General features: G+C 72.1%; 20 protein-coding genes. 12 read left to right on the top strand and 8 right to left on the bottom strand.

All coding sequences use genetic code 11. From position 1 onward, the window contains the following. Positions 1-23 precede the first annotated feature (23 nt). Together QFW80_RS02305 and epmB are read right to left on the bottom strand one after the other, a co-directional pair. Positions 24-2114: an EAL domain-containing response regulator gene (locus tag QFW80_RS02305; protein ID WP_280599466.1), complete on the bottom strand. Its 2091-nt coding sequence runs from the start codon at positions 2112-2114 to the stop codon at positions 24-26. A gap of 62 nt (positions 2115-2176) precedes the next feature. Next, a complete protein-coding gene (epmB, locus tag QFW80_RS02300; protein ID WP_280599464.1) occupies positions 2177-3178 on the bottom strand; it encodes an EF-P beta-lysylation protein EpmB in 1002 nt (333 codons plus the stop codon). A gap of 87 nt (positions 3179-3265) precedes the next feature. Here epmB and efp point away from each other — a divergent pair, with 87 nt between their 5' ends. The 8 genes from efp (at position 3266) to QFW80_RS02260 (ending at position 11182) form a co-directional block, all read left to right on the top strand. Continuing rightward, a complete protein-coding gene (gene efp / locus QFW80_RS02295) occupies positions 3266-3832 on the top strand; it encodes an elongation factor P (protein WP_280599462.1) in 567 nt (188 codons plus the stop codon). 44 nt (positions 3833-3876) lie between these two features. Next, positions 3877-5223, top strand: a complete 1347-nt coding sequence (locus tag QFW80_RS02290) for a TRZ/ATZ family hydrolase (protein WP_280599461.1) — start codon at positions 3877-3879, stop codon at positions 5221-5223. 96 nt (positions 5224-5319) lie between these two features. Next, positions 5320-6039: a bifunctional 2-polyprenyl-6-hydroxyphenol methylase/3-demethylubiquinol 3-O-methyltransferase UbiG gene (gene ubiG / locus QFW80_RS02285; protein WP_280599460.1), complete on the top strand. Its 720-nt coding sequence runs from the start codon at positions 5320-5322 to the stop codon at positions 6037-6039. Between the two features lie 6 nt (positions 6040-6045). After that, positions 6046-6735, top strand: a complete 690-nt coding sequence (gene gph / locus QFW80_RS02280) for a phosphoglycolate phosphatase (RefSeq protein ID WP_280599459.1) — start codon at positions 6046-6048, stop codon at positions 6733-6735. A 67-nt stretch (positions 6736-6802) separates the two neighbouring features. Beyond that, positions 6803-7471 carry a squalene/phytoene synthase family protein gene (locus tag QFW80_RS02275; RefSeq protein WP_280599458.1) on the top strand — a complete coding sequence of 223 codons (669 nt, stop codon included), beginning with the start codon at positions 6803-6805 and terminating at the stop codon, positions 7469-7471. A gap of 72 nt (positions 7472-7543) precedes the next feature. Next, positions 7544-8467: a GTP cyclohydrolase FolE2 gene (folE2, locus tag QFW80_RS02270; RefSeq protein ID WP_280599456.1), complete on the top strand. Its 924-nt coding sequence runs from the start codon at positions 7544-7546 to the stop codon at positions 8465-8467. Positions 8468-8520: 53 nt separating this feature from the next. Continuing rightward, positions 8521-10206 carry a diguanylate cyclase gene (locus QFW80_RS02265; protein ID WP_280599454.1) on the top strand — a complete coding sequence of 562 codons (1686 nt, stop codon included), beginning with the start codon at positions 8521-8523 and terminating at the stop codon, positions 10204-10206. Positions 10207-10231: 25 nt separating this feature from the next. Further along, positions 10232-11182, top strand: a complete 951-nt coding sequence (locus QFW80_RS02260) for a hypothetical protein (RefSeq protein WP_280599452.1) — start codon at positions 10232-10234, stop codon at positions 11180-11182. A 203-nt stretch (positions 11183-11385) separates the two neighbouring features. On the opposite strand, the gene QFW80_RS02255 is transcribed toward QFW80_RS02260, so the two are convergent. The 3 genes from QFW80_RS02255 to yidD all read right to left on the bottom strand — a co-directional run bounded on the left by QFW80_RS02255 (position 11386) and on the right by yidD (position 13913). Then, positions 11386-12198: a M23 family metallopeptidase gene (locus tag QFW80_RS02255; protein WP_280599920.1), complete on the bottom strand. Its 813-nt coding sequence runs from the start codon at positions 12196-12198 to the stop codon at positions 11386-11388. A 134-nt stretch (positions 12199-12332) separates the two neighbouring features. Continuing rightward, positions 12333-13679, bottom strand: a complete 1347-nt coding sequence (locus QFW80_RS02250; RefSeq protein ID WP_280599449.1) for a dihydroorotase — start codon at positions 13677-13679, stop codon at positions 12333-12335. Then, positions 13680-13913 (bottom strand): membrane protein insertion efficiency factor YidD, encoded by a 234-nt coding sequence (gene yidD / locus QFW80_RS02245; protein WP_280599448.1) that lies wholly within the window; start codon positions 13911-13913, stop codon positions 13680-13682. A gap of 97 nt (positions 13914-14010) precedes the next feature. Here yidD and dksA point away from each other — a divergent pair, with 97 nt between their 5' ends. Then, entirely contained in the window at positions 14011-14955 is a 945-nt protein-coding gene (gene dksA, locus QFW80_RS02240; protein ID WP_280599446.1) for an RNA polymerase-binding protein DksA, read from the top strand. Between the two features lie 232 nt (positions 14956-15187). On the opposite strand, the gene QFW80_RS02235 is transcribed toward dksA, so the two are convergent. From QFW80_RS02235 to cysS, 3 genes are all read right to left on the bottom strand, one after another. Continuing rightward, positions 15188-16435 carry an MFS transporter gene (locus QFW80_RS02235; protein ID WP_425603485.1) on the bottom strand — a complete coding sequence of 416 codons (1248 nt, stop codon included), beginning with the start codon at positions 16433-16435 and terminating at the stop codon, positions 15188-15190. After that, positions 16432-16872 carry a SufE family protein gene (locus QFW80_RS02230; RefSeq protein WP_280599445.1) on the bottom strand — a complete coding sequence of 147 codons (441 nt, stop codon included), beginning with the start codon at positions 16870-16872 and terminating at the stop codon, positions 16432-16434. Before QFW80_RS02230 ends, QFW80_RS02235 begins: the two co-directional genes overlap by 4 nt. Positions 16873-16947: 75 nt before the next feature. Continuing rightward, complete coding sequence (gene cysS / locus QFW80_RS02225; RefSeq protein ID WP_280599916.1) at positions 16948-18324, bottom strand: cysteine--tRNA ligase; 1377 nt, start codon at positions 18322-18324, stop codon at positions 16948-16950. 166 nt (positions 18325-18490) lie between these two features. Between cysS and QFW80_RS02220 the strand changes: the two genes are divergently transcribed. The 3 genes from QFW80_RS02220 (at position 18491) to QFW80_RS02210 (ending at position 21598) form a co-directional block, all read left to right on the top strand. Beyond that, positions 18491-18997, top strand: coding sequence for a hypothetical protein (locus QFW80_RS02220; protein WP_280599444.1), 507 nt, complete (start codon positions 18491-18493; stop codon positions 18995-18997). A gap of 258 nt (positions 18998-19255) precedes the next feature. After that, positions 19256-20257 (top strand): N-acetylornithine carbamoyltransferase, encoded by a 1002-nt coding sequence (locus tag QFW80_RS02215; RefSeq protein ID WP_280599443.1) that lies wholly within the window; start codon positions 19256-19258, stop codon positions 20255-20257. A gap of 135 nt (positions 20258-20392) precedes the next feature. Beyond that, the gene (locus QFW80_RS02210; protein WP_280599442.1) at positions 20393-21598 is read left to right on the top strand and encodes an argininosuccinate synthase; all 1206 of its coding nucleotides are present in this window, start codon (positions 20393-20395) and stop codon (positions 21596-21598) included. Positions 21599-21667 lie beyond the last annotated feature (69 nt).

Below are 21667 nucleotides of genomic sequence, written 5' to 3'. Positions count from 1 at the left end.
GCCGGCCGGCGGCCGCGCCGGGCTCACTCGAAGTCGTAGTTCATCACCGGGCTGGCGGTCGCCAGGAAGTGGCCCTCGACGTAGTCGACGCCCGAGGAGAACAGGATCGACATGCTGGCCGCGTCCTGCACGTATTCGGCGATGGTGCGGATGCCGAGCTCGCGGGCGCGCTTGGCGATCTCGCGCACGCGCGCCTGGTTCTCCTCGTTGCGCGGGAGGTCCTCGATGAAGCTGCGGTCGACCTTGAGCATGTTCGGCTTCAGGTGCGTGAGCAGCTGGAACGAGTCCAGGCCGACGCCGAACTGCTCCAGCGCCAGGCGGCAGTCGTAGCGGCCGATGGCGTCGGCGAAGGCCTGGGTCGCCTTGAGGTGGGTGAACACCTTGGCTTCGGGCAGCTCCAGCACCAGGTATTCCCCGGGCACGCCGTGCGCCTGCAGCTGTTCGCCGATGAAGGCCGCCAGGCCGCTGTCGTCCAGCGCCGCCTGGGTCACCTTCACCAGCAGGGTGGTGGGCCGGTTGGCGGCGATGCGCTGGCCCAGCACCGAGATCGCCTGGCCGATGACCGCGCGGTCGATCTCGCTCAGCAGCGCATGGTCCTCGGCAATCTGCATGAAGTTCGAGGGCGAGATCAGCTGGCCGTCGCCTGGGTCCAGGCGCATCAGCGCCTCGTAGGTGGCGCCGGTGTCGCCCTGCAGGTTGATGATCGGCTGGTAATGCAGCACGAAGCGGTGGTGGTCGAGCGCGTCGCGCAGGCGCGCCACCCACGCGCGCACGTGTTCTTCCTCGGCGCGGTCCATCGCCGCGGGGTCGAAGATCTCGTAGCGGTTGCCGCCCACGCCGGACGACGACTCGACGCCCTGCGTGGCCTTGGCCAGCACCTGCGAGACGCTGGCGATCTTCTCGCCGATCTGCACGCCGCCGATGCTGGCGGTGATCACGCTGGAGCGGGTGCCGATCGAGAACACGTCGGCCGAGAACGCGGCCAGGATGCGCTCCGCGAGCGCCGATGTCGCGGCGTAGTCGCTGCCGCGCAGCAGCACCGCCAGGGTGTGTTCGGCAAAGCGGGCACCGGTCGCGCGGCCATCCAGGCCCTCGTCGCGCAGCACGTCCTGCAGCCGGTGGCCGATCGCGGCCATCAGCGCGTCGGCCGAATCCAGGCCGATGTCCTGCAGCAGGCGCTGGTAGTGGTCGGGCTGGATCAGCAGCAGGCCGTGGTGGCCCTTGTGCTGGCCGGCGTCGTCGACCGCGTCTTCCAGCGAACGCAGGAACGTCGGCCGGTTGAGCAGGCCGGTGACCTGGTCGCGCTGGCGCAGCTCCTCCAGCTCCTGCGCCAGTTCGGGGTCGAACTCCTGGCGGCGGAACACCACCTGCAGGCAGGGCTCGCCCTCGTACTGGGCCTGGGTGAACTCCATCGAGGCCGGGAACGCGTTGCCCTCCAGGTCGCGCGCCTCCAGTTCGTAGCGCGGCGGCGGCGCCTCGCCCCTGGCCAGCGACTTGAGCAGCTGCTTGAACTCGTCCACGTGCTGAGGGCCCACCATGTCCAGCAGCGACATGCCCTCGATGTCCTCGAAGCTGTCGTAGCCGAACATCTCCAGGTAGGCGCTGTTGGCGCGGATGTGCATGCCTTCGTGGACGTAGGCGATCGGATCGCGCGAGGACTCGATCAGCGCGTCGCAGCGGCGTTCGGTCTCCCGCACCCGGGCCTCGAGCCGGCGCTGCGCGCGCCGCGCCTCGAGGTCGTCCCACTCGTTGCGGACCTGGGACAGCACCTGCTGCGGACGGTGGCGCAGTGCGACCGCGCGCGCGCCGGCGGTCAGCACCGCGTCGTACTGCGCCTCGTCCAGCTGTTCGGCGATGGCGATCACCGGCAGGTCCTTGCCGGTGGCGGTGACCAGCTGCATGGTGTCTTCGAACGCCAGCGACTGCGTCGCCAGCGCCGCGAGGACCAGGTCCGACGGGCCCGCCAGGGCCGCGGAGAGTTCCTCCGGAGTGGCCGCGCGCACCGGCCGCACCGCGATCCCGGCATTGCGCAGCCCGCTGACCAGCGCCTCGGCATCCTCGACGCGTTCGTCGACGATCAGCAGGCGCAGCGCGTTGTCAGGCTTCTTCGACATGCAGTCCTCCGCGTGGAAGCGGGGTTATGCCACGGCACCGCCGGTCGCGTCCATGGCGTGGCTCACATTGGGCGTTTCGACGCGTCGCCCGCGACTTCGCGCACCAGCCGCGGCAGCAGGTAGCCCGGCAGGCGCGCGCGCATGGCCGCGTGCAAGGCGCGTGCCTGATCGTCGGGCACCTCGAAATGCGCTGCGCCGGCGACGCGGTCGAGCTGGTGCAGGTAGTAGGGAAGCACCCCGGCGGTGAAGCTGCGCTCGTGCAGGTCGGCCTGGGCGTCGAGGCTGTCGTTGACCCCGCGCAGCAGCACCGCCTGGTTGAGCAGGCTGGCGCCGGCGCCTCGCAGCCGCGCCATCGCCGCGTCGACGGCGGGGTCGAACTCGTGGGCATGGTTGGCGTGCACCACCACCGCCACCGGCCAGGGCAGTCGCGCCAGCCAGTCGGCCAGCTCCTGGTCCACCCGCTCGGGCAGCACGATCGGCAGGCGGGTATGCAGGCGCAGCCGGCGCACATGGCCGATCCCGGCCAAGGCATCGGTGAGGGCGGCGAGCTTGGGCGTCGACAGCGACAGCGGATCGCCACCGGACAGGATCACCTCGTGCAGGCTGGCGTCGGCCCGGATCGCGTCCAGCGCTTCGCTCCACTGGCCCGCCGCGGCGGTCTGCTCGGCATAGGGAAAGTGGCGGCGGAAGCAGTAGCGGCAGTGCACCGCGCAGCTGCCGGTGGACACCAGCAGGGCGCGCCCTTCGTATTTGTGGATCACGCCGTGACCGGCGCGCGCGGCCGCGTCGCCGACGGCATCCAGGCTGAAGCCGGGGACGGGACGCAGCTCCTCGTCGAGCGGCAGCACCTGCCGCAGCAGCGGATCGTGCGGGTCGCCATGGCGCATGCGCGCCGCGAAGCCGCGCGGCACCCGCAGCGGAAACGCCTCCGCGGCGCCGCCGGACACGCCCGGTAGCGCATCCAGGCCGAGCAGGGCCAGCAGTTCGCGCGGATCGCGGATGGCATCGCGCCACAGGGCCTGCCAGCCTCGCGGCTGCAGCCGGGCGGGGGCAGCAGGTATCATGGCGGTTTGCGATTCTCGGGCCGGCGGTGCCGGCACTCATCGAATTCCCATTCTAGCCGCCCGCGGGCGGCCACAGCAGGAGACGCCATGGCCACCCTGGGCATGAACGACGTGAAGAACGGCCAGAAGATCCTGGTCAACAACGAACCGGCGATCATCACCGAGACCGACTACGTCAAGCCCGGCAAGGGCCAGGCCTTCACCCGCGTGCGCTACCGCCTGATCAAGACCGGCCGCGTGCAGGAAATCACCATGAAGTCGACCGACTCGGTCGAGGCCGCGGACGTGGTCGACACCGACATGCAGTACCTGTACAGCGATGGCGAGTACTGGCACTTCATGAACCCGGAGAGCTTCGAGCAGGTGCAGGCCGACGAAGCGGGCATGGGCGGCGCCGAGAAGTGGCTCAAGGGCGAGGAGACCTGCGTGGTGACCCTCTGGAACGGCACGCCGATCATGGTCACGCCGCCGAACTTCGTCGAGCTCAAGATCACCGAGACCGACCCCGGCGTGCGTGGCGACACCTCGGGCGGCGGCGGCAAGCCGGCCACGCTGGAGACCGGCGCGGTGGTGCGCGTGCCGCTGTTCGTCGGCCAGGAAGAGACGATCAAGGTCGACACCCGCTCGGGCGAGTACGTCAGCCGGGTGAAGTGAGGCCTGTCATCCGCGCCGCGTGCGCGGGATGACAGAATGGCGCCATGACCGATGACGCCAATACCCCCGAATCCTGCGACCTCCTGATCGAAGCCGGCTTCGTGGTGCCGGTCGAGCCCCATGGCGTGGTGCTCGAGGACCACGCCGTCGCGGTGCAGGGTGGCCGCATCGTCGCGCTGCTGCCGACCGCCGAGGCCCGGCGCCGCTTCGCCGCCGCCGAGACCGTCTCGCGGCCCGACGCGGCGCTGGTGCCCGGACTGGTTAACGCCCACACCCATAACCCGATGACCCTGCTGCGCGGGGTCGCCGACGACCTCCCGCTCAAGGTCTGGCTGCAGCAGCACATCTGGCCGATCGAGGGCGCGGTGATCAGCCCGGGCTTCGTCGAGGACGGCGTGACCCTGGCGATCGCGGAGCTGCTGCGCGGCGGCGTGACCTGCGTCAACGAGAACTACTTCTTCCCCGACGTGCAGGCGGCCACCTACCGCCGGCACGGCTTCCGCGCCCGCATCGGGCTGCCGGTGATCGACTTCCCCACCGCCTGGGCGTCGAGCGACGACGAATACTTCGACAAGGCCGGCGCGGTCCACGACCAGTGGCGCGACGACGCGCTGGTGGCCACCGCGTTCGCCCCGCACGCGCCGTACACGGTCAACGACGCGAACTTCGAGCGCATCCGCATGCTCGCCGACCAGCTCGACCTGCCGGTGCACCTGCACCTGCACGAGACCGCGCAGGAAGTGGCGCAGTCGGTGGACGAGCACGGCCAGCGCCCGATCGCGCGCCTGGACCGCCTCGGGCTCGTCAACGACCGCCTGATCGCGGTGCACATGACCCAGCTGACCGAGGCCGAGATCCACCTGTGCGCCGAGCGCGGCGTGAGCGTGGTCCATTGCCCGGAGTCCAACCTCAAGCTCGCCTCCGGCTTCTGCCCGGCCTGCGCGCTGGAACGCGCCGGGGTGACGCTGGCGATCGGCACCGACGGCGTGGCCAGCAACAACGACCTGGACATGTTCGGCGAGACCCGCACCGCGGCGCTGCTGGCCAAGGCGGTCGCGGACGATGCGGCGGCGCTGGACGCGTTCACCGCCCTGCGCGCCGCCACCCTGGGCGGGGCGAAGGCGATCGGGTTCGACCACCTGGTCGGGTCGATCGAACAGGGCAAGCAGGCCGACCTGGCCTGCGTGGACCTCTCGGCGCTGGAAACCCAGCCGCTGCACCACGTGGTCTCGCAGCTGGTCTACGCCACCGGGCGCCAGCAGGTGAGTGATGTCTGGATCGCGGGACGCGCGCGCCTGCGCGATCGCGTGCTGGTGGACATGGATGCGGCGCGGATCGTCGCCAACGCGCGCCAGTGGCGCGAGCGCATCGCCGCGATCGCGCTGCCCTAGGCGCGTGCCGACAATGGCGTGGGCGGAGGCGGCATGCGTGGGCGCATCGCCGGCGGCCGACGCCTACAATGGCGCCAACGCCCAGGATCCGAGCCGATGACCACGCCCCACGGTGCCCCCGCCGCCAACTTCCGCCAGGACGAGCTCGACCGCTTCGGCGCGCTCGCCAACCGCTGGTGGGACCCCGACGGCCCGCAGAAGCCGCTGCACGCGCTCAACCCCGCGCGCCTGGGGTACGTGGCCGCGCGCGTGACCCTGCCCGGCGCGCGCGTGCTCGACGTCGGCTGCGGTGGCGGCCTGCTGAGCGAGGCGCTGGCGAAGGCGGGCGCGGACGTGGTCGCCATCGACCTCGCGCCGGAACTGGTGAAGGTGGCGCGCCTGCACGGACTGGAGTCCGGCGTCGACGTCGACTACCGGGTGCAGTCGGTCGAGGCGCTGGCCGCCGAGCAGCCCGGAAGCTTCGATGCCGTGACCTGCATGGAGATGCTGGAGCACGTCCCGGATCCGGCGGCGATCCTGCACGCCTGCGCCACCCTGCTCAAGCCGGGCGGGCGCCTGTTCGTGTCCACGCTCAACCGCACGCCGGCGGCGTTCGCGCTGGCCATCGTCGGCGCCGAATACATCGCGCGCTTGCTGCCGACGGGCACCCACCGCTACAGCGAGTTCATCAAGCCCTCCGAGCTCGCCGCCTGGCTGCGCGAGACCGGCCTGGCGCTGGAGGACGTCAGCGGCCTGCGCTACGAACCCTGGCGCAACGCGGCCCGGATCGTGCCACGGACGGACGTCAATTACCTGGCGTGCGCGCTGAAGCCCTGAGCGCCCATGCCAGAAGCTGCTGACTCCGGCCGTTTCCCGCGCGGCGTCCTGTTCGACCTCGACGGCACCCTGCTCGACAGCGCGCCGGACATGCTCGCCACCGTCAACCGCATGCGCGAGGCGCGGGGCAGGGCGCCGATCGTGCTCGAGGCGATCCGCCCGCACGTCTCGCGCGGCGCCCGGGCCATGGCCGGCGCCGCCTTCCCCGACATCCCCGTCGAGCGCGTGCCGGAGCTGGTGCCCGAGTTCCTCGCGCTCTACCGCGAGGAACTGGGCCGCCACGGACGCCCGTTCGACGGCATCGAGGCGATGCTCGCGGCGCTGGAGGCCGACGGCGTGCGCTGGGGCATCGTCACCAACAAGCCGGTCGCGCTCGCCCGCGACCTGCTGCCGGGCCTGGGCTGGGCGACCCGCAGCGCGGTGCTGGTGGGCGGCGACAGCCTGGCCGAACGCAAGCCGCATCCGCTGCCGCTGCTGCATGCGGCCGACGCGATCGGCCTCGCGCCGGCGGACTGCGTGTACGTGGGCGACGATCGCCGCGACATCGACGCCGCCCGCGCCGCGGGCATGGCCTCGGTGGTCGCGCTGTGGGGCTACCGGCTGGACGACGACGATCCCGCCGCCTGGCAGGGCGACGCCATGATCGGATCGCCGCGCGCGCTGCTCGACCCGGCCGCCTGGCCCCGGCTGCGGTGACGCGCGGACGTTCCGCAGCAGCGCCGCGCCGTGCGGGCCGATGGCGGGCGTCTCCTACAATGGGGCGATGACGACCCCCGGTCCGCTCGACGGCTTCATCGACAAGTGGCGCGCGCGCTGGCCGGAATGGGCGATTGCCGAAGCCTTCCTGCCCGCCGCGCAGCGGCCGCGCGCGGCGGCCTGGTTCGCGCTGCTGCAGGAATTCCGCGACGCCGCGTGGTCGGGCGCCGAGCCCGCGCCGGGCCTGGCCAAGCTCGCGTGGTGGCAGGAGGAACTGCGCGGCTGGTCGCGCGGCGCCCGGCGCCATCCGCTGGGCGAGGCGCTGCAGCGCATGGAGGCCGACTGGGAGTTGCTGGGGCGCGCGCTGGCCGCGCTGCCGGCCACTCGCGACGCGGACGGCGGGCGGGACGACGTCGCCGCGCTGCGGACCTGGACGGTGGGCGTGCTCGCCTGCGAGGCCGACCTGTTCGCCGGCGCCGAGCCGCCGCCGGACGCGGTGGCGGCCTGCGCCGATGCGCAGCGCGTCGAGCGCGCCTTGGCCCGCGGGGACCTCGATGCCGCCCTGGACCAGCAGCCCGCGCTGGACCGGCCCGCGGCCGCGCTCACCCGCCCGCGCCGGCTGCACCAGGCGGTGCTGCGCGAGCGCCTGCGGCTGACGCGCGCGGACGATCCGGGCCTGCGCCGGGTGCCGCCGCTGCGGATGCTCTGGGCCGGTTGGCGCGCGGCGCGGGGCTAGCAACGCATCGTTGCACCGGTATCGCGCCCGGGGCCGTTAAACTGTGGACTGTTCCATCACCCGCATCCTGCCGTGAGCCGTTCCCCCGAGTCCCCCTTGCCCGACGTCGCCGGCGAAGCCGCCCGCGCCGCCCGCCCCATCGACTGGGTGGGCATGGCGGGCATCGCGCTGCCGATCGCGGTGGCGCTCGAACCCGGGCGGCCGGCGCTGCAGGTGCCCGCGTCGGTCGACGTATCGGTCGACCTGCGCGATCCCGATGCCCGCGGCATCCACATGTCGCGGCTGTACCTGCGGCTGCAGGATGCGCTGGCGGCCGAGCCTCCCACACACGCCGCGCTGCGGCGGGTGCTGCAGGACTGCATCGATTCGCAGCAGGGCCTGTCGACGCGCGCGCGGCTGGCGATCCGCTACGGCCACATGCTGCGGCGCCCGGCGCTCGCCAGCGACCACAGCGGCTGGAAGACCTATCCGGTCCAGCTGGTGGCCGAACTGGGCGAGGGCCACCTTGCGCTCGACCTGTCGCTGTCGGTCGAATACTCGAGCACCTGTCCGGCCTCGGCCGCGCTGTCGCGGCAGCTCAACGCGGACCGGTTCGCCAGCGATTTCGCGGCCGCGGCGCCGCTGTCGGCGGGCGTGGTGCGCGACTGGCTGGCCTCGCCGCGCGGCCTGGCCGCGACCCCGCACGCCCAGCGCAGCCGCGTCGATGCCACCGTGCGCCTGCGCCCGGCCTTCGACCAGCTGCCGCTGGCGGCGCTGGTCGACGCGCTCGAGACGGCGCTCGGCACCCCGGTGCAGACCGCGGTTAAGCGCGAGGACGAGCAGGCCTTCGCTGCCCTCAACGCCGCCAACCTGATGTTCTGCGAGGACGCCGCCCGCCGGGTGGCGCAGGCGCTGGCGGCCGATGCCCGGGTCGAGTCGTTCGAGGCCACGGTGTCGCACTTCGAGAGCCTGCACGCGCACGACGCGGTGGCGACGGTGCGGTCGACGCCACGCTGAAGCGTGATCCGGGCACGATCCGCGCGTGAGCGCGATCGGCTAGGATCGCGCCCATGGGGACAGGGGATCGGAGGCGTGGCGCGTGGCTGCGCAACGTGGTGCTGTGCTGGATGCTGCTGTGCGCGGCGGCCGCGGGCGCGGTCGAGCTGGAAGTGCGCGAACTGCGCGCCGATCCGCCGCCGGCCGAGGTCCTGGCCGGACGCCACGATGCCCGGCTCGAACCCCCGCGCGACAGCCCCACGCTGCAGCAGCCGCACCGGGACGCGCAGTGGTGGCGGATCGCGCCCGCCACCGCGGTGGACGCCGCGGACAGCCCGCGGCTCGTGCTGCGCACGCCGTTCCTGTACCGCGTGCAGGCCTGGGCGCCGGGCGCCGAGGCGCCGACGCGGCACACGCTGTACGGCGACGATGCCGACTTCCGCTACTCCAGCCGCGCGCTGGTGATCGACCTCCCCGACGGCCTGCGTGCGGGCGAGCCGGTGTGGCTGCGGGTGGAGCGCGGTTCGACCATGGTCACCGCGCTGTCGATCGAATCGATGGACCAGGTGCACCGCGCCGATCTGGTCTTCGTGGCCTGGCGTTCGCTGGTGCTGACCAGCCTGGCGGTACTGGTGATCCTGGCGCTGGCGTTCTGGGGCGGCACCGGCGAGCGCAGCTACGGCTATTTCGGCGCGATGCTCCTGTGCGCGATCGGCTATCTCGCCGCGATCGGCGGCGACCTGCGCTGGATGCCGGGCGCGGAGGCGCTGTTCGGCACCAGCGCGCAGACCAACCGCGTCTTCGGCTGTGTCGGGGTGGTGTTCAGCAACCTGTTCCAGCGCGGCTACCTCGACCTGCCGCGGAAGCTCCCGTGGTGTGACCGGCTGCTGGCGATCGGCACCTGGATCGCGGCGGGGTCCGGCGCCGCCTCGCTGTTCGGCGACTGGGCGGCGTTCTCGCTCAGCGGCAACTTCGCGCTGCTGTATTCGGCGGTGGTGCTGCTGGTGGCGGCCGCGGTGCTGGCGCTGCACGGCGACCGCGCCGCGCGCGTCGTGCTGGCCTCCTGGATCTCGCTGATGGTGTTCTCGTTCCTGGCCGCGGCGCAGATGATGGGGCTGTGGACCGGCCCTCCGTGGCTGGTGCACGGGCTCGCCGGCAGCTTCGTGCTGGCCAGCCTGCTGCTGGCGATCGGCCTGCTCGACAAGCTGCTGCAGCTGCGCCGCGATCGCGACCATGCCAGCCGCCAGGCGGTGATCGATCCGGTGACCAAGGCCCTGAACCGGCAGGGGGTCGAGGAACGCCTGTACCGCGAGGTGGAACAGGCGCGCGCCCAGTCCACGCCCCTGTCGATCGCGTTCGTCGACCTGGACCGGTTCAAGGAGATCAACGACCGCCACGGCCACAGCGTCGGCGACCAGTGCCTGCGGATCGTGTCGTGGCGGCTGCGCAACCAGCTGCGCCGCAACGAGGCGATGGGCCGCTACGGCGGCGACGAGTTCCTGGTGGTGCTGCCGGGCCGCTCGCGGCTCGAGGCGATGGCGATCGCCGAGCGCATGCGCATTTCGGTGAACTGCCGGCCGCTGTCGACGACCGAATTCGACATCGCGGCTTCGCTCAGCATCGGCGTCGCCGAGCTGGACCCGGGCGAGTCGATGGCGAGCCTGTTCGAACGCGCCGACGCCGCGCTCTATGCCAGCAAGTCCGCGGGACGCGATCGCGCCAGCGCCGCGCAGCCGGCCGACGGGCTGTGGACGGTCTGACCCCAACTGTGAGCCCACCATGGACATGAAGACATCGACGCCGGCGACGGCTGCATTTGCGGCCGCGGAGCTGCAGACCGGCGACATCCTGCTGATGCTGGGCGAGGGACCGCTGTCGCAACTGATCGCCTGGGCCAGCGACGGCGCCTACAGCCATGCGGCCATCGTCGCCGACGGCGGCGACCTGATCGAGGCCGCGGCGTCCGGCGTGCGCCGCTACCCGCTGGCGCAGCGGCTGGCCGACCAGGCGAACTACCACTTCATCGACGCGTTCCGGGCGCACGACGGGGCCGGCGCGCCGCTGGCGCCCGCCGATCTGCGCGAGGTGCTGGCGAAGGCCGAAATGCTGCTGGGCGTGCCGTATCCCGTCGACCAGCTCGCCCTGCTGGGCGTGGTGATGGCGGTGCGCGGGAAGTGGCCGGTGCACCCCTGGGCGCGGCTGCTGGTGCGGGTAGCGCTCGACCACGCGCTGCCCGACGGCGACGGCCGCATGGTATGCAGCGAGGTGGTGTATCGCGCCTACGCCGAATGCGCCGCCGTGCCCGCGGGCAGGCTGGCGCCGGAAATCGTGATCGGGCCGCGCGGCACGGCACCGTTCCCGGAGATCGACTGGAAGGCGCTGTTCGACGAGGTCTGGCCGCTGCTGCGTCCGGCGGGGCGCCAGGCGCTGCAGGCGCCGCGCATGCAGCTCAATGCACTCAGGAGCGACGATCTCGCCGGGGCGGGTGGACTGCAGGCGGAACCCGCCGCCGACGCCCTCACCAACGCCGAGCTGGAGCAGGCCCGCCAGGCCGTGCTGGCGCAGGCAGCGCCGGCGGCCTCCGGGCTTCTGGGGGCAGGGGACGCGCGTCCCGCAGCGGACGGGCCGGTGGATCTGGCGCCCAACCCGCGCCTGGTCTCGCCGCAGGACCTGGCGATCTCGCCGAGCGTGTCGCCCCTGGGTCGGCTGATGCAGCGCGCGACACCGGCAGGCTGATCCGGCCCTGATGCTGGCGACCCGGCCGTTCCGGAGGCGGCCTCGGGGCTGACCCGGGCGACGTCCGCGAACCACGGCGCCGCTCGCCCGGGTAAGCGAAGCGCACTCGGGTTGGAGACGGCCATGCGCCTGCGCATTCCCGGATGCGCCTTCGGCCCTATCGGGGCGACGCTCGATCCGCGAGCGCGCGTCGCTCCGACAGCTCAGGGCGTGCGGTCGAGCACCAGCTGCGGGTCGATGCGCACGTCGAACCAGCTCATGCCCCAGTGGAGGTGCGGCCCGGTCGAGCGACCGGTCGAGCCGACCGCGGCGATCACCTGGCCCTGTTCGACCCGGTCGCCCACCGCCACGTCGATCCGCGACAGGTGCAGGAAATTGCTGCTGATGCCGTGGCCATGGTCCACCAGCAGCGTGCCGCCGGTGAGATAGAGGTCGCGTTCGGCGAAGGTGACGATCCCGGCGGCGGGTGCGCGCACCGGCGTGCCGGTCGGCGCGGCGATGTCCATGCCCGAATGCGGCGAGCCGGGCTTGCCGTTGTAGACCCGCGCCCGGCCGAAGCGCCCGCTGATCCGGCCGTCGACCGGGCGCAGGAACGCCTGCGCGAAATCCGCGCGCGCGTCGTCGCGTATACGTGCCTGCGACACGCGCGCCTGTTCGCGCGCGATGCGTTCGGCGATGGCCGGCGGCGGATCGACCGTCTTCGGCGGCACGCCGTTGACGTGCTGCAGCGGCCAGTCGCGCGGCCGCACCGCGATGCGCGGCGCCTCGCGGCGGCCGTCGGGGCGTGTCACCGAGACCACCAGCGGGCCGGTCGCATCGCGACCGACGCCGAACACCACGGTGCCGTAGCCGGTGGTCCGCAGCGTGCGTCCGGCATGGGTGACCGTGCTTCCCGGCGGGACCTTGCCGATCACCATGGCGCCCTGCTGCACGCTGGCGGGAAATACCACACGGTCGTCCGCCGGCGCGCCGGTGTCGTCCGCCAGCGCGGCCGGCGAGGGCGCGAGGCCGGGCATCGCGGCGAGCGCGGCCAGCAGGAGCCAGCGCGCGGCGCGCTTCGTACGCGACCCTGCGCCGGCACCTGGGCGGGGCGGGGCGTCGATCCGCGGAAGATCCGCGCGCGGGCCGGTCGCCCGGCCCGTCGCCGACGTCATCGATCGAACTCCAGCCGCCGGCCCAGCGGCGCGCCCACGAGCGACGCGCCGTCCCACGCCAGCGCACCGTTGACCCAGGTCGAGGCGATGCGCGAGCGGAAGGTGGTGCCCTCGAACGGCGACCAGCCGCACTTGGACAGCACGTCCTCCCGGCGCACGGTGAACGGCGTGTCGTCCACCAGCACCAGGTCGGCAAAACAGCCTTCGCGCAGGAAGCCGCGGTCCTTCACGTCGAACAGCTGCGCCGGCGCGTGGGCGAACTTCTGCACCACGCGCGCGGTGTCGAAATGGCCCTCGTGCACGCACTCCAGCGCCGCGACCAGCGCGAACTGCACCAGCGGCAGGCCGCTGGGCGCGCGCACGTACGGGTTGTGCTTCTCCTCCCAGGTGTGCGGCGCGTGGTCGGTGGCGAGCACGTCGATCACGTCGTCGGCCAGCGCGCGCAGCAGCGCGGCGCGGTCGGACGCGTCCTTGATCGCCGGGTTGCACTTGATCTGGTGGCCCAGGCGCGCGTAGTCGGCGCGGTCGAAGCGCAGGAAGTGGATGCAGGTTTCGGCGGTGATGCGCTTGCGGCTGCCATCGGCGCGGATCATCGGCCCGCGCTCGAACAGCGCCAGCTCGTCGGCGGTGGAAATGTGCAGCACGTGCAGCCGGGTGTCGTGGCGGCGCGCCAGCTCCAGCGCCAGGCGCGTGGACTTGATGCAGGCCTCGCGCGAGCGGATGTCCGGGTGGCACTCGGCGGGAATGTCGTCGCCGTATTTGTCGCGGTACTGCGCGAGGATCGCGTCGATCGTCGGCGTGTCCTCGCAGTGGGTGATGATCGGCACCGGGGTGTCGCGGAAGATCGCATCCAGTGTGTCGGGATCGTCGACCAGCATGTTGCCGGTGGACGCGCCCATGAACACCTTCAGCCCCGGGGTCGCCTTCGGGTCGATGCCGCGTACGTCGGCGAGGTTGTCGTTGCTGGCACCGAAGTAGAAGCCGTAGTTGGCGCGGGCACGGCCATGGGCACGCGCGTACTTGTCCGCGAGCGCCGCGTCGTTCAGCGTGGGCGGGCTGGTATTGGGCATGTCCATGAAACTGGTCAGGCCACCGGCGACGGCCGCGCCCGACTCGGTCGCGATGTCGGCCTTGTGCTCCATGCCCGGCTCGCGGAAGTGCACCTGGTCGTCGATCATGCCGGGCAGCAGGCGCCGGCCCGCCGCTTCCACGACGGTCTCGCCGGGGCGCGCGGACAGGCCGCTGCCGATGGCGGCGATGCGGTCGCCCTCGATGCGCAGGTCGCCGTCGAATTCGCGGCCCTCGTTCACCAGGCGGGCGTTGACGATCAGGGTGTCGGCCATTCAGCGGGTTCCGTCGTGGCGGGGCGGCACCGGATCGTGTCCGCCCGGGTGGAGGGGGTGGCAGCGCGCGACCCGCCGGGCCGCGAGCCAGCCGCCGCGCAGCGCCCCGTGCCGGTCGATGGCTTCCATCGCGTATTCGGAGCAGCTGGGCGCGAAGCGGCAGCGCGGGCCGAGCAGCGGGCTGATGAAGCGCTTGTAGCCGCGCAGCAGGGCGATGAGGAAACGGTCGATCACGGCGTCTGTCGGGGTCGGCGCGGTTGCCGCTGCCGCCGGGGCAGGGTATAACAGCCCGCTTTTCCCGTCCAAGGGAAACCAAGAGGAAGTGCAGCACGTGGTTGCCAAGAAGTCCGCGAAGAAGACCGTCAAGCCCGCGAAAGCGGCCAAGCCCGCGGCGCGCAAGGCCGCTGCTCCCGCCAAGGCGGTGAAGAAGGCGCCGGCGAAGAAGGCCGTGGCCAAGCCCGCGGCGAAGAAGGCCCCGGCCAAGCCCGTGGCCAAGAAGGCGCCGGCGAAGAAGGCACCGGCCAAGGCCCCGGTGGCCAGGAAGGCCACCAAGGCGCCGACGGCGAAGAAGCCGGCCCCGGCGGTGAAGAAGGCCGCCAAGCCCGTGGCCAAGAAGGCCGCGGCGCCTGCCGCCAAGACCGCGCCGGCCCGTCCCCCGGCGGCGAAGAAGGCGCCGGCCGCCCCGGCACCCGTGGCCACGAAGAAGCCGAAGGCTCCCGAGCAGGCGCCGGCCGCGCCGGCGCGCGCAGCCGGGACCCCGCGCGTGCAGGGCAAGGTGGCCGTCGCGGTCACCAACAAGTCGTCCGCGCCGGCGGCGAAGCCGAAGTTCAAGGTCGTCCCCTACGAGACCGATGCCGAGAGCGGCCGCCCGATCCTGCCGGCGGGCTACAAGCCCAGCCCGGACGAGGAGTACATGAGCCCGCTGCAGCTGGAGTACTTCCGGCAGAAGCTGCTCACCCGGCGCGAGGAGCTGGTGGAGGAATCGCGGCAGACGATCGAGAACCTCAAGGATGAAGTGCGCGACGTCGGTGACGAGGCCGAGCGCGCCAGCCGCGAGACCGAGAATGCCCTCGAGCTGCGCACGCGCGACCGCTACCGCAAGCTGATCAACAAGATCGAGAGCATCATCCGCCGCGTCGACGAGGGCGACTACGGTTACTGCGTCGACACCGGCGAGGAGATCGGCCTGGACCGCCTCGAGGCGCGTCCGCAGGCCGAGCGCACGATCGACGCCCAGGAGCGCTGGGAGCACATGCAGAAGCAGATGGGCGACTAGGCATTCCCGCCGGTCGCATCGCGAAGAGCCCCGCCCCGGCGGGGCTTTTTCGTGTGGGGAGAGTGGTCGTGATCGGATCGGCGGCAGGTGGCCACGCCGGGGTCGGAAGCCGGCCCGGTGCGAGGCGGAGCCCTTCCAGGCGTCGCTTCGGCATCGGTTCCTCGCCCCGGTCGGCACGGAAAGCGGCTGGCGGCGGACGGCGCGTGGCACGCCGCGAAGCGCTGGCGCGCGGCTACCTCAGGTCGCTGAAGTGCAGCCTGCGCAGCCGCGGCGCGCGCCAGGCCGTGGTGGCGGCCACGCCGATGGTCACGCAGCCGCCCAGCACGACCGCCGGCACCAGGCCGAGCAGGCGCGCCATCGAACCGGCGTAGAACGCGCCGATCTCGTTCGACGACCCCACGAACAGCCCGTTGATCGACGACACCCGCCCGCGCATGTGGTCGGGCGTGGCCAGCTGCATGATGGTGGAGCGGGTGACCACCGACACGCCGTCGCACACGCCCGACAGCAGCAGGAAGGCCGCCGACAGCCAGAACACCGTCGACAGCCCGAAGCCGATCATGCACAGCCCGAACCCGGCCACTGCCCACAGCAGGATGCGCCCCGCGTGGCGGTCGAGCGGGTGCCGCGCCAGCCACACGCCCACCGCCACCGCGCCCAGCGCGGGGGCCGCGCGCAGGATGCCCAGCCCTTCCGGGCCGTAGTGCAGGATCTCCTGGATGAAGGCCGGCGCGAGCGAGATCGCGCCGCCGAACATCACCGCGAACATGTCCAGCGCCAGCGCGCCCAGCAGCACCGGGTGGCCGAACACGAAGCGCCCGCCCTCGGCGATGCTGGCGAAGATGGGCGCGCGCTGCAGCTGCGGCGCGGGCTCGCTCACGCGCAGGCGCAGCATCGCCACCGCCGCCATCGCGGCGAAGCCCGCGGCCACGCCGTAGGCGGCGGGCTTGCCGGCCAGGCCGACCAGCGCCCCGCCGAGCGCCGGGCCGAGCACCAGCCCGGACTGGAACACGATGCTGCCGAGGCTCGCGCCGCGCACGTACTGCTCGCGCGGGAGCACGCGCGCGAACAGCGCGTTGTAGACCGGCCCCAGGAATGCGCGCACGCAGCCGGTGAGCGCGATCGCCGCGTAGATCGCCACCAGCCCGGCGTTCCACCAGCCGCTCGCGATCGCCACCAGCAGCAGCGGCGTCACCGCCAGCCCGCAGGCCGCCACCGTGCCCAGGCGCCGCCGCGGCAGCACGTCGACCAGGTGGCCGGCGAACGGCGCCACGCAGAAGTAGGGCAGCACCTCGGCCAGGCCGATCAGGCCCAGCATCCACGGGTCGCGGGTGAGCTCGTACACATGCCAGCCGACGGTGACCGCGACGCCCTGGTAGGACAGGATCGTGCAGATCCGGAACGCCATCAGCAGGCGGAAGTCGCGGTTGCGCAGCGGCGCCGCGCGGCTGTCCGGGTGCGCTCGCGCCGGCGCGCTCACGCCAGCGCGCGTTGCGCGGTGTCGCGGATGAAGGCGATCAGCGCCGCGAGGCCGTTGTTGCGCGTGGGCGAGAGGTGTTTCGCCAGGCCGATGTCGGCGACGTAGTCCGCGTCGGTGTCGAGGATCTCGCGCGCGCTGCGGCCCGAGTACACCCGCAGCGCGAGGTAGATCAGCCCCGAGACGATGGCCGAGTCGCTGGCGGCGGCGAAGTCCAGCCGCGTCGCATCGCCGCGGGGGACGATCCAGACCATCGACTGGCAGCCGAGCAGGCGGTGTTCCTCGGTCTTCGCCTCATCCGGGAACGGCGGCAGCTTGCGCCCGAGGTCGATCAGGTACTGGTAGCGCTCGGACCAGTCGCCGAAGAAGGCGAACTCGTCGCGGATCGCGGCCTGGGCCTCGGCGGGGGTGGGTTCGAGAGGGAAGGGAGAATCGTTCACGTCAGTCCTGTCCGGGGGGTGCGTGGCGGGTCGGCGCGCCCACCGGGCGGAATGGGGGAATGGGCAACTGCCATCTCAGGCCCGCTTCCAGCGCACGCCCTGCGGCGTGTCCTCGAGCAGGATGCCTTCGGCGGCGAGCTGGTCCCGGATCGCGTCGGCGCGTGCGAAGTCGCGTGACCGCTTGGCGGTCGCGCGCTCGTCGACCAGGGCCTGGATGCGGGCATCGTCGTCGCCCGAGGCGCCGCGCGCGAACCACGCCGCGGGCGCCTGCTGCAGCAGGCCCAGCGCGGCGCCCGCGCCGAGCAGCTCGGCCTTGAGGCGTCCGCGTTCGACGTCGTCGCCGGCCTTGCGGGCCTCGCCGGCGATGCGCGCGAGTTCGGCCAGCGCCGCGGGTGTGTTGAGGTCCTCGTCGAGCGCCGACTCGATCGCATCGGGAATCGTGGCCTGCGCATCGACATCCATCAGGTCGCGCAGGGTGCCGTAGAGCCGGTCGAGCGTGCGCACGCTCTGCTCGATCAGCCCGTCCGACCAGTCCAGCGGCTGCCGGTAGTGGGCCGACAGCAACGCGTAGCGCAGCGCTTCGGGCGGATGCTGGCGCACCAGGTCGTGGACCTTCTCGATGTTGCCGAGCGACTTGGACATCTTGGTGCCCGACAGCGTCAGCATGCCGTTGTGCAGCCAGGTGCGCGCGAACACGCGCCCGCCGTGCGCGCATTCGCTCTGCGCCACCTCGTTCTCGTGGTGGGGGAACTGCAGGTCGACGCCGCCGGCATGGATGTCGATGGTCTCGCCCAGGTGCGCGGCGGCCATCGCCGAACACTCGATGTGCCAGCCCGGCCGCCCGCGGCCCCAGGGCGAATCCCAGCCCGGCAGTTCGGGGCCGGAGGGCTTCCACAGCACGAAATCGCCGGCGTTGCGCTTGTACGGCGCCACCTCGACGCGCGCGCCTGCGAGCATTTCGTCCGGATCGCGACGCGAGAGCCGGCCGTAGCTGTCGAAGGTGTCCACCGCGAACAGCACGTGGCCCTCGGCCGCGTAGGCGTGGCCGGACGCGACCAGCCGTTCGATCATCGCGACCATCTGCCCGATGTGGGCGGTGGCGGCGGGCTCGATGTCGGGCGCGAAATCGCCCGCCACTCCGAGCGCGGCCATGTCCTCGCGGTAGGCGGCGGCGAAGCGGTCGGTGATCGTGGCGATCGGCACGCCGGCCGCGCGCGCGGCGGCGTTGATCTTGTCGTCCACGTCGGTGATGTTGCGCGCGTAGCGCAGCGCGCCGTGGCGCCTGCGCAGCAGCGCGGCCAGCACGCCGAACACCACCGGGCCGCGCGCATTGCCGATGTGCACGAAGTTGTAGACCGTGGGCCCGCACAGGTACATGGTCGGGCAGGCCGAGTCGAGCGGGGCGAAGGCTTCGACCTGGCGGGTCAGGCTGTTGAACAGGCGCAGGGTCATCGGCACGCGGCGGCGGGAAACCGTCGATTCTAGGCCGTGCGCGATTTCGCGGCACGCGCGGCGGCCCTGGACCCATGCCGCGCGAGCCACCCGGCACGGCTCCAGACGCGTCTGCAGGCGGTCGGGTTCAGCCGACGGCGGGCCGCCAGCGCCTACACTGTCGCCAATGTTCCGAGCCCGAACGCCCATCACCGCCTGGCTGGCGCGGCCGCTGCTCGCGGCCGCGTGCATGCTGTGCGCCGCGAACGCGCTGGCGCAGGACGTCGAGGAAGCGGCTCCGGCGCAGCAGCCCGAGAACGTGCGGGTGGAATACGCCCAGGTGCTGCGCGCCGAGCCGGTGTTCCAGACCCTGCGCGCGACCAGCATGGTCGAGCGCTGCGAAGCCTCCACCCCGGTACGGGACGACGAAGAGCACCCCACCGGGTTCGCCCGCGTCATCGGCGCGGTGAAGGGTGCGCTCACGCCGGATCCCAAGGTCGAGGAAGTCGCGCCCTCGGCGGGCGGCCAGTGCCGCATGGTGCCGGTGGAGCGCGAATTCCGGCGCCCGATCGCGTTCGACGTGGACTACGTGCACCGCGGGGTGAAGTACCGCTCCCGCCTGCCGGCCGATCCCGGCAACCGCCTGCGGGTGCGGGTGTCGGTCACGCCGGTCGTTTCAGGCGAAACTCCCTGATTCCAGCCGATTGCGGTTGCAGTTCGGTGGCCCGGCGTGCGAGGATTCGCGCCGTGAACAACGCCCTTGCCCACGCCGACATCCTGACCTCCGCCCGCATGGCGTCGGGGATGACGTCGCGTGCGCGTCGACCGGATCCCTGTCGCTGAAGCTGGGTCCCCCGGACGTTCGTTGCCGTCATGCCGGAACCCAGCCAGAGGCTGGGTTTTTTCGTTTCTGCACCCTCTCGATCCCCGATTCCCGGAACTGGATACGCCGATGAAGCACTTCCTGAACACGCAGGACTGGAGCCGTCCCGACCTCGATGCGCTGCTGGTCGAAGCCGCGCGCTTCAAGCGCGAGAAGCTCGGCGATGCGCTCAAGGGCCGTTCGATCGCGCTGGTGTTCTTCAACCCCTCGATGCGCACGCGCACCAGCTTCGAGCTCGGCGCGTTCCAGCTCGGCGGGCACGCGGTGGTGCTGCAGCCCGGCAAGGACGCCTGGCCGATCGAGTTCGACCTGGGCACGGTGATGGACGGCGAGACCGAGGAGCACATCGCCGAGGTGGCGCGGGTGCTGGGACGATACGTCGACCTGATCGGCGTGCGCGCGTTCCCGAAATTCGTCGACTGGGCCAAGGACCGCGAGGACCTGGTGCTGAAGTCGTTCGCGACGTATTCGCCGGTGCCGGTCATCAACATGGAGACCATCACCCATCCCTGCCAGGAGCTGGCGCATGCGCTGGCGCTGCAGGAGCACTTCGGCACCTCCGACCTGCGCGGGAAGAAGTACGTGCTGACCTGGACCTACCACCCCAAGCCGCTCAACACCGCGGTGGCCAATTCCGCGCTGACCATCGCCACCCGCCTGGGGATGGACGTGACCCTGCTGTGCCCCACGCCGGAGTACGTGCTCGACGAGCGCTACATGGGCTGGGCGCGGCAGAACGTCGCCGAAAGCGGCGGCTCGCTGCAGGTGAGCCACGACATCGACAGCGCCTACGCCGGCGCCGACGTGGTCTACGCCAAGAGCTGGGGCGCGCTGCCGTATTTCGGCAACTGGGCGCCCGAGAAGCCGATCCGCGACCAGTACCGGCACTTCATCGTCGACGAGCGCAAGATGGCGCTGACCAACAACGGCGTGTTCAGCCACTGCCTGCCGCTGCGCCGCAACGTCAAGGCCACCGACGCGGTGATGGATTCCCCGCAGTGCATCGCCATCGACGAGGCCGAGAACCGCCTGCACGTGCAGAAGGCGGTCATGGCCGCACTGGTGCGATAGCCGGCGTTTTCCCCGTCGCCGACCGCGCATCCTTGACGGCGGAGGCGAGCGGCCTCCCGCAATCGCGGCCCATCCCGACCCCATTCCAACCTTCCCCGGCGCACGGGGGAGGGTGCACAGCCAAGAGAAGATCCGATGACCAGCCCCACCGAATCCCGCGACATCGTCCTGGCCTTTTCCGGCGGGCTCGACACCAGCTTCTGCGTGCCCTACCTGAAGGAGCGCGGCTGGAACGTGCACACCGTGTTCGCCGACACCGGTGGCGTCGACGACGAGGAGCGCGCCTTCATCGAGCAGCGCGCCGCGGAACTGGGCGTGGCCAGCCACCGCACCGTCGACGGCGGCCCCGCGATCTGGAGCGGCTTCGTCAAGCCCTTCGTGTGGGCGGGCGAGGGCTACCAGGGCCAGTACCCGCTGCTGGTGTCCGACCGTTACCTGATCGTCGACGCCGCGCTGGCGCGCGCGGCCGAGCTCGGCACCAACGCCATCGCCCACGGCTGCACCGGCATGGGCAACGACCAGGTGCGCTTCGACCTGGCGGTGAAGTCGCAGGGCGACTACCGCATCGTGGCGCCGATCCGCGAGATCCAGAAGCAGCACACCCAGACCCGCGCGTACGAGCAGGCCTATCTGGAGGAGCGCGGCTTCGGCGTGCGCGCCAAGCAGAAGGCCTACACCATCAACGAGAACCTGCTGGGCGTGACCATGTCCGGCGGCGAGATCGACCAGTGGCAGACGCCGGGCGACGGCGCCCGCGGCTGGTGCGCCCCGCGCAGCGCATGGCCGACCGAAACCCTGACCGTGCACCTGAAGTTCGAGCAGGGCGAGGCGGTGGAACTCGACGGCAAGGCGCTGCCCGGCGAGCAGATCCTCGGCAAGCTCAACCGCCTGTTCGCGTCCTACGGCGTCGGCCGCGGGATGTACACCGGCGACACCGTGATCGGGCTCAAGGGCCGGATCGTTTACGAGGCGCCGGGGCTGGTGGCCCTGCTCACCGCGCACCGCGCGCTCGAGGAGGCGGTGCTGAGCAAGCAGCAGAACCGCTTCAAGCCCGAGGTCGCGCGCAAGTGGGTGGAGCTGGTGTACGAGGGCTTCTTCCACGACCCGCTGAAGGCGGACCTGGAGGCGTTCCTGGCGTCCTCGCAGCGCAAGGTCAGCGGCGAGGTGGTGCTCGAGACCCGCGGCGGACGGGTGGACGCGGTGGCGATCGAGTCGCCGCACCTGCTGCACTCCAAGGGCGCCACCTACGCGCAGTCGGCCGACTGGGGCGTGGAGGAGGCCGAAGGCTTCATCAAGCTGTTCGGGATGAGCAGCACGCTGTGGGCCGAGGTCAACCGCTGAAGCGCCGCGACCGCACTCCGGCTGCCTGATCCGCGCCGCGGATCGCGCGCCCCGCCGCCCGCTGGAACA

The sequence above is a fragment of the Luteimonas rhizosphaericola genome (assembly GCF_029888045.1).
GTDB classification, from domain to species: Bacteria; Pseudomonadota; Gammaproteobacteria; order Xanthomonadales; family Xanthomonadaceae; genus Luteimonas; species Luteimonas rhizosphaericola.
This window is presented reverse-complemented; position numbering and strand designations above follow the sequence as displayed.

Coding starts and splice junctions, on each gene's coding strand:
- QFW80_RS02305 (WP_280599466.1), bottom strand. CDS start 2,114: ATGTCGAAGAAGCCTGACAACGCGCTGCGCCTGCTGATCGTCGACGAA.
- epmB (WP_280599464.1), bottom strand. CDS start 3,178: ATGATACCTGCTGCCCCCGCCCGGCTGCAGCCGCGAGGCTGGCAGGCC.
- efp (WP_280599462.1), top strand. CDS start 3,266: ATGGCCACCCTGGGCATGAACGACGTGAAGAACGGCCAGAAGATCCTG.
- QFW80_RS02290 (WP_280599461.1), top strand. CDS start 3,877: ATGACCGATGACGCCAATACCCCCGAATCCTGCGACCTCCTGATCGAA.
- ubiG (WP_280599460.1), top strand. CDS start 5,320: ATGACCACGCCCCACGGTGCCCCCGCCGCCAACTTCCGCCAGGACGAG.
- gph (WP_280599459.1), top strand. CDS start 6,046: ATGCCAGAAGCTGCTGACTCCGGCCGTTTCCCGCGCGGCGTCCTGTTC.
- QFW80_RS02275 (WP_280599458.1), top strand. CDS start 6,803: ATGACGACCCCCGGTCCGCTCGACGGCTTCATCGACAAGTGGCGCGCG.
- QFW80_RS02265 (WP_280599454.1), top strand. CDS start 8,521: ATGGGGACAGGGGATCGGAGGCGTGGCGCGTGGCTGCGCAACGTGGTG.
- QFW80_RS02260 (WP_280599452.1), top strand. CDS start 10,232: ATGAAGACATCGACGCCGGCGACGGCTGCATTTGCGGCCGCGGAGCTG.
- QFW80_RS02255 (WP_280599920.1), bottom strand. CDS start 12,198: ATGCCCGGCCTCGCGCCCTCGCCGGCCGCGCTGGCGGACGACACCGGC.
- QFW80_RS02250 (WP_280599449.1), bottom strand. CDS start 13,679: ATGGCCGACACCCTGATCGTCAACGCCCGCCTGGTGAACGAGGGCCGC.
- cysS (WP_280599916.1), bottom strand. CDS start 18,324: ATGACCCTGCGCCTGTTCAACAGCCTGACCCGCCAGGTCGAAGCCTTC.
- QFW80_RS02220 (WP_280599444.1), top strand. CDS start 18,491: ATGTTCCGAGCCCGAACGCCCATCACCGCCTGGCTGGCGCGGCCGCTG.
- QFW80_RS02215 (WP_280599443.1), top strand. CDS start 19,256: ATGAAGCACTTCCTGAACACGCAGGACTGGAGCCGTCCCGACCTCGAT.
- QFW80_RS02210 (WP_280599442.1), top strand. CDS start 20,393: ATGACCAGCCCCACCGAATCCCGCGACATCGTCCTGGCCTTTTCCGGC.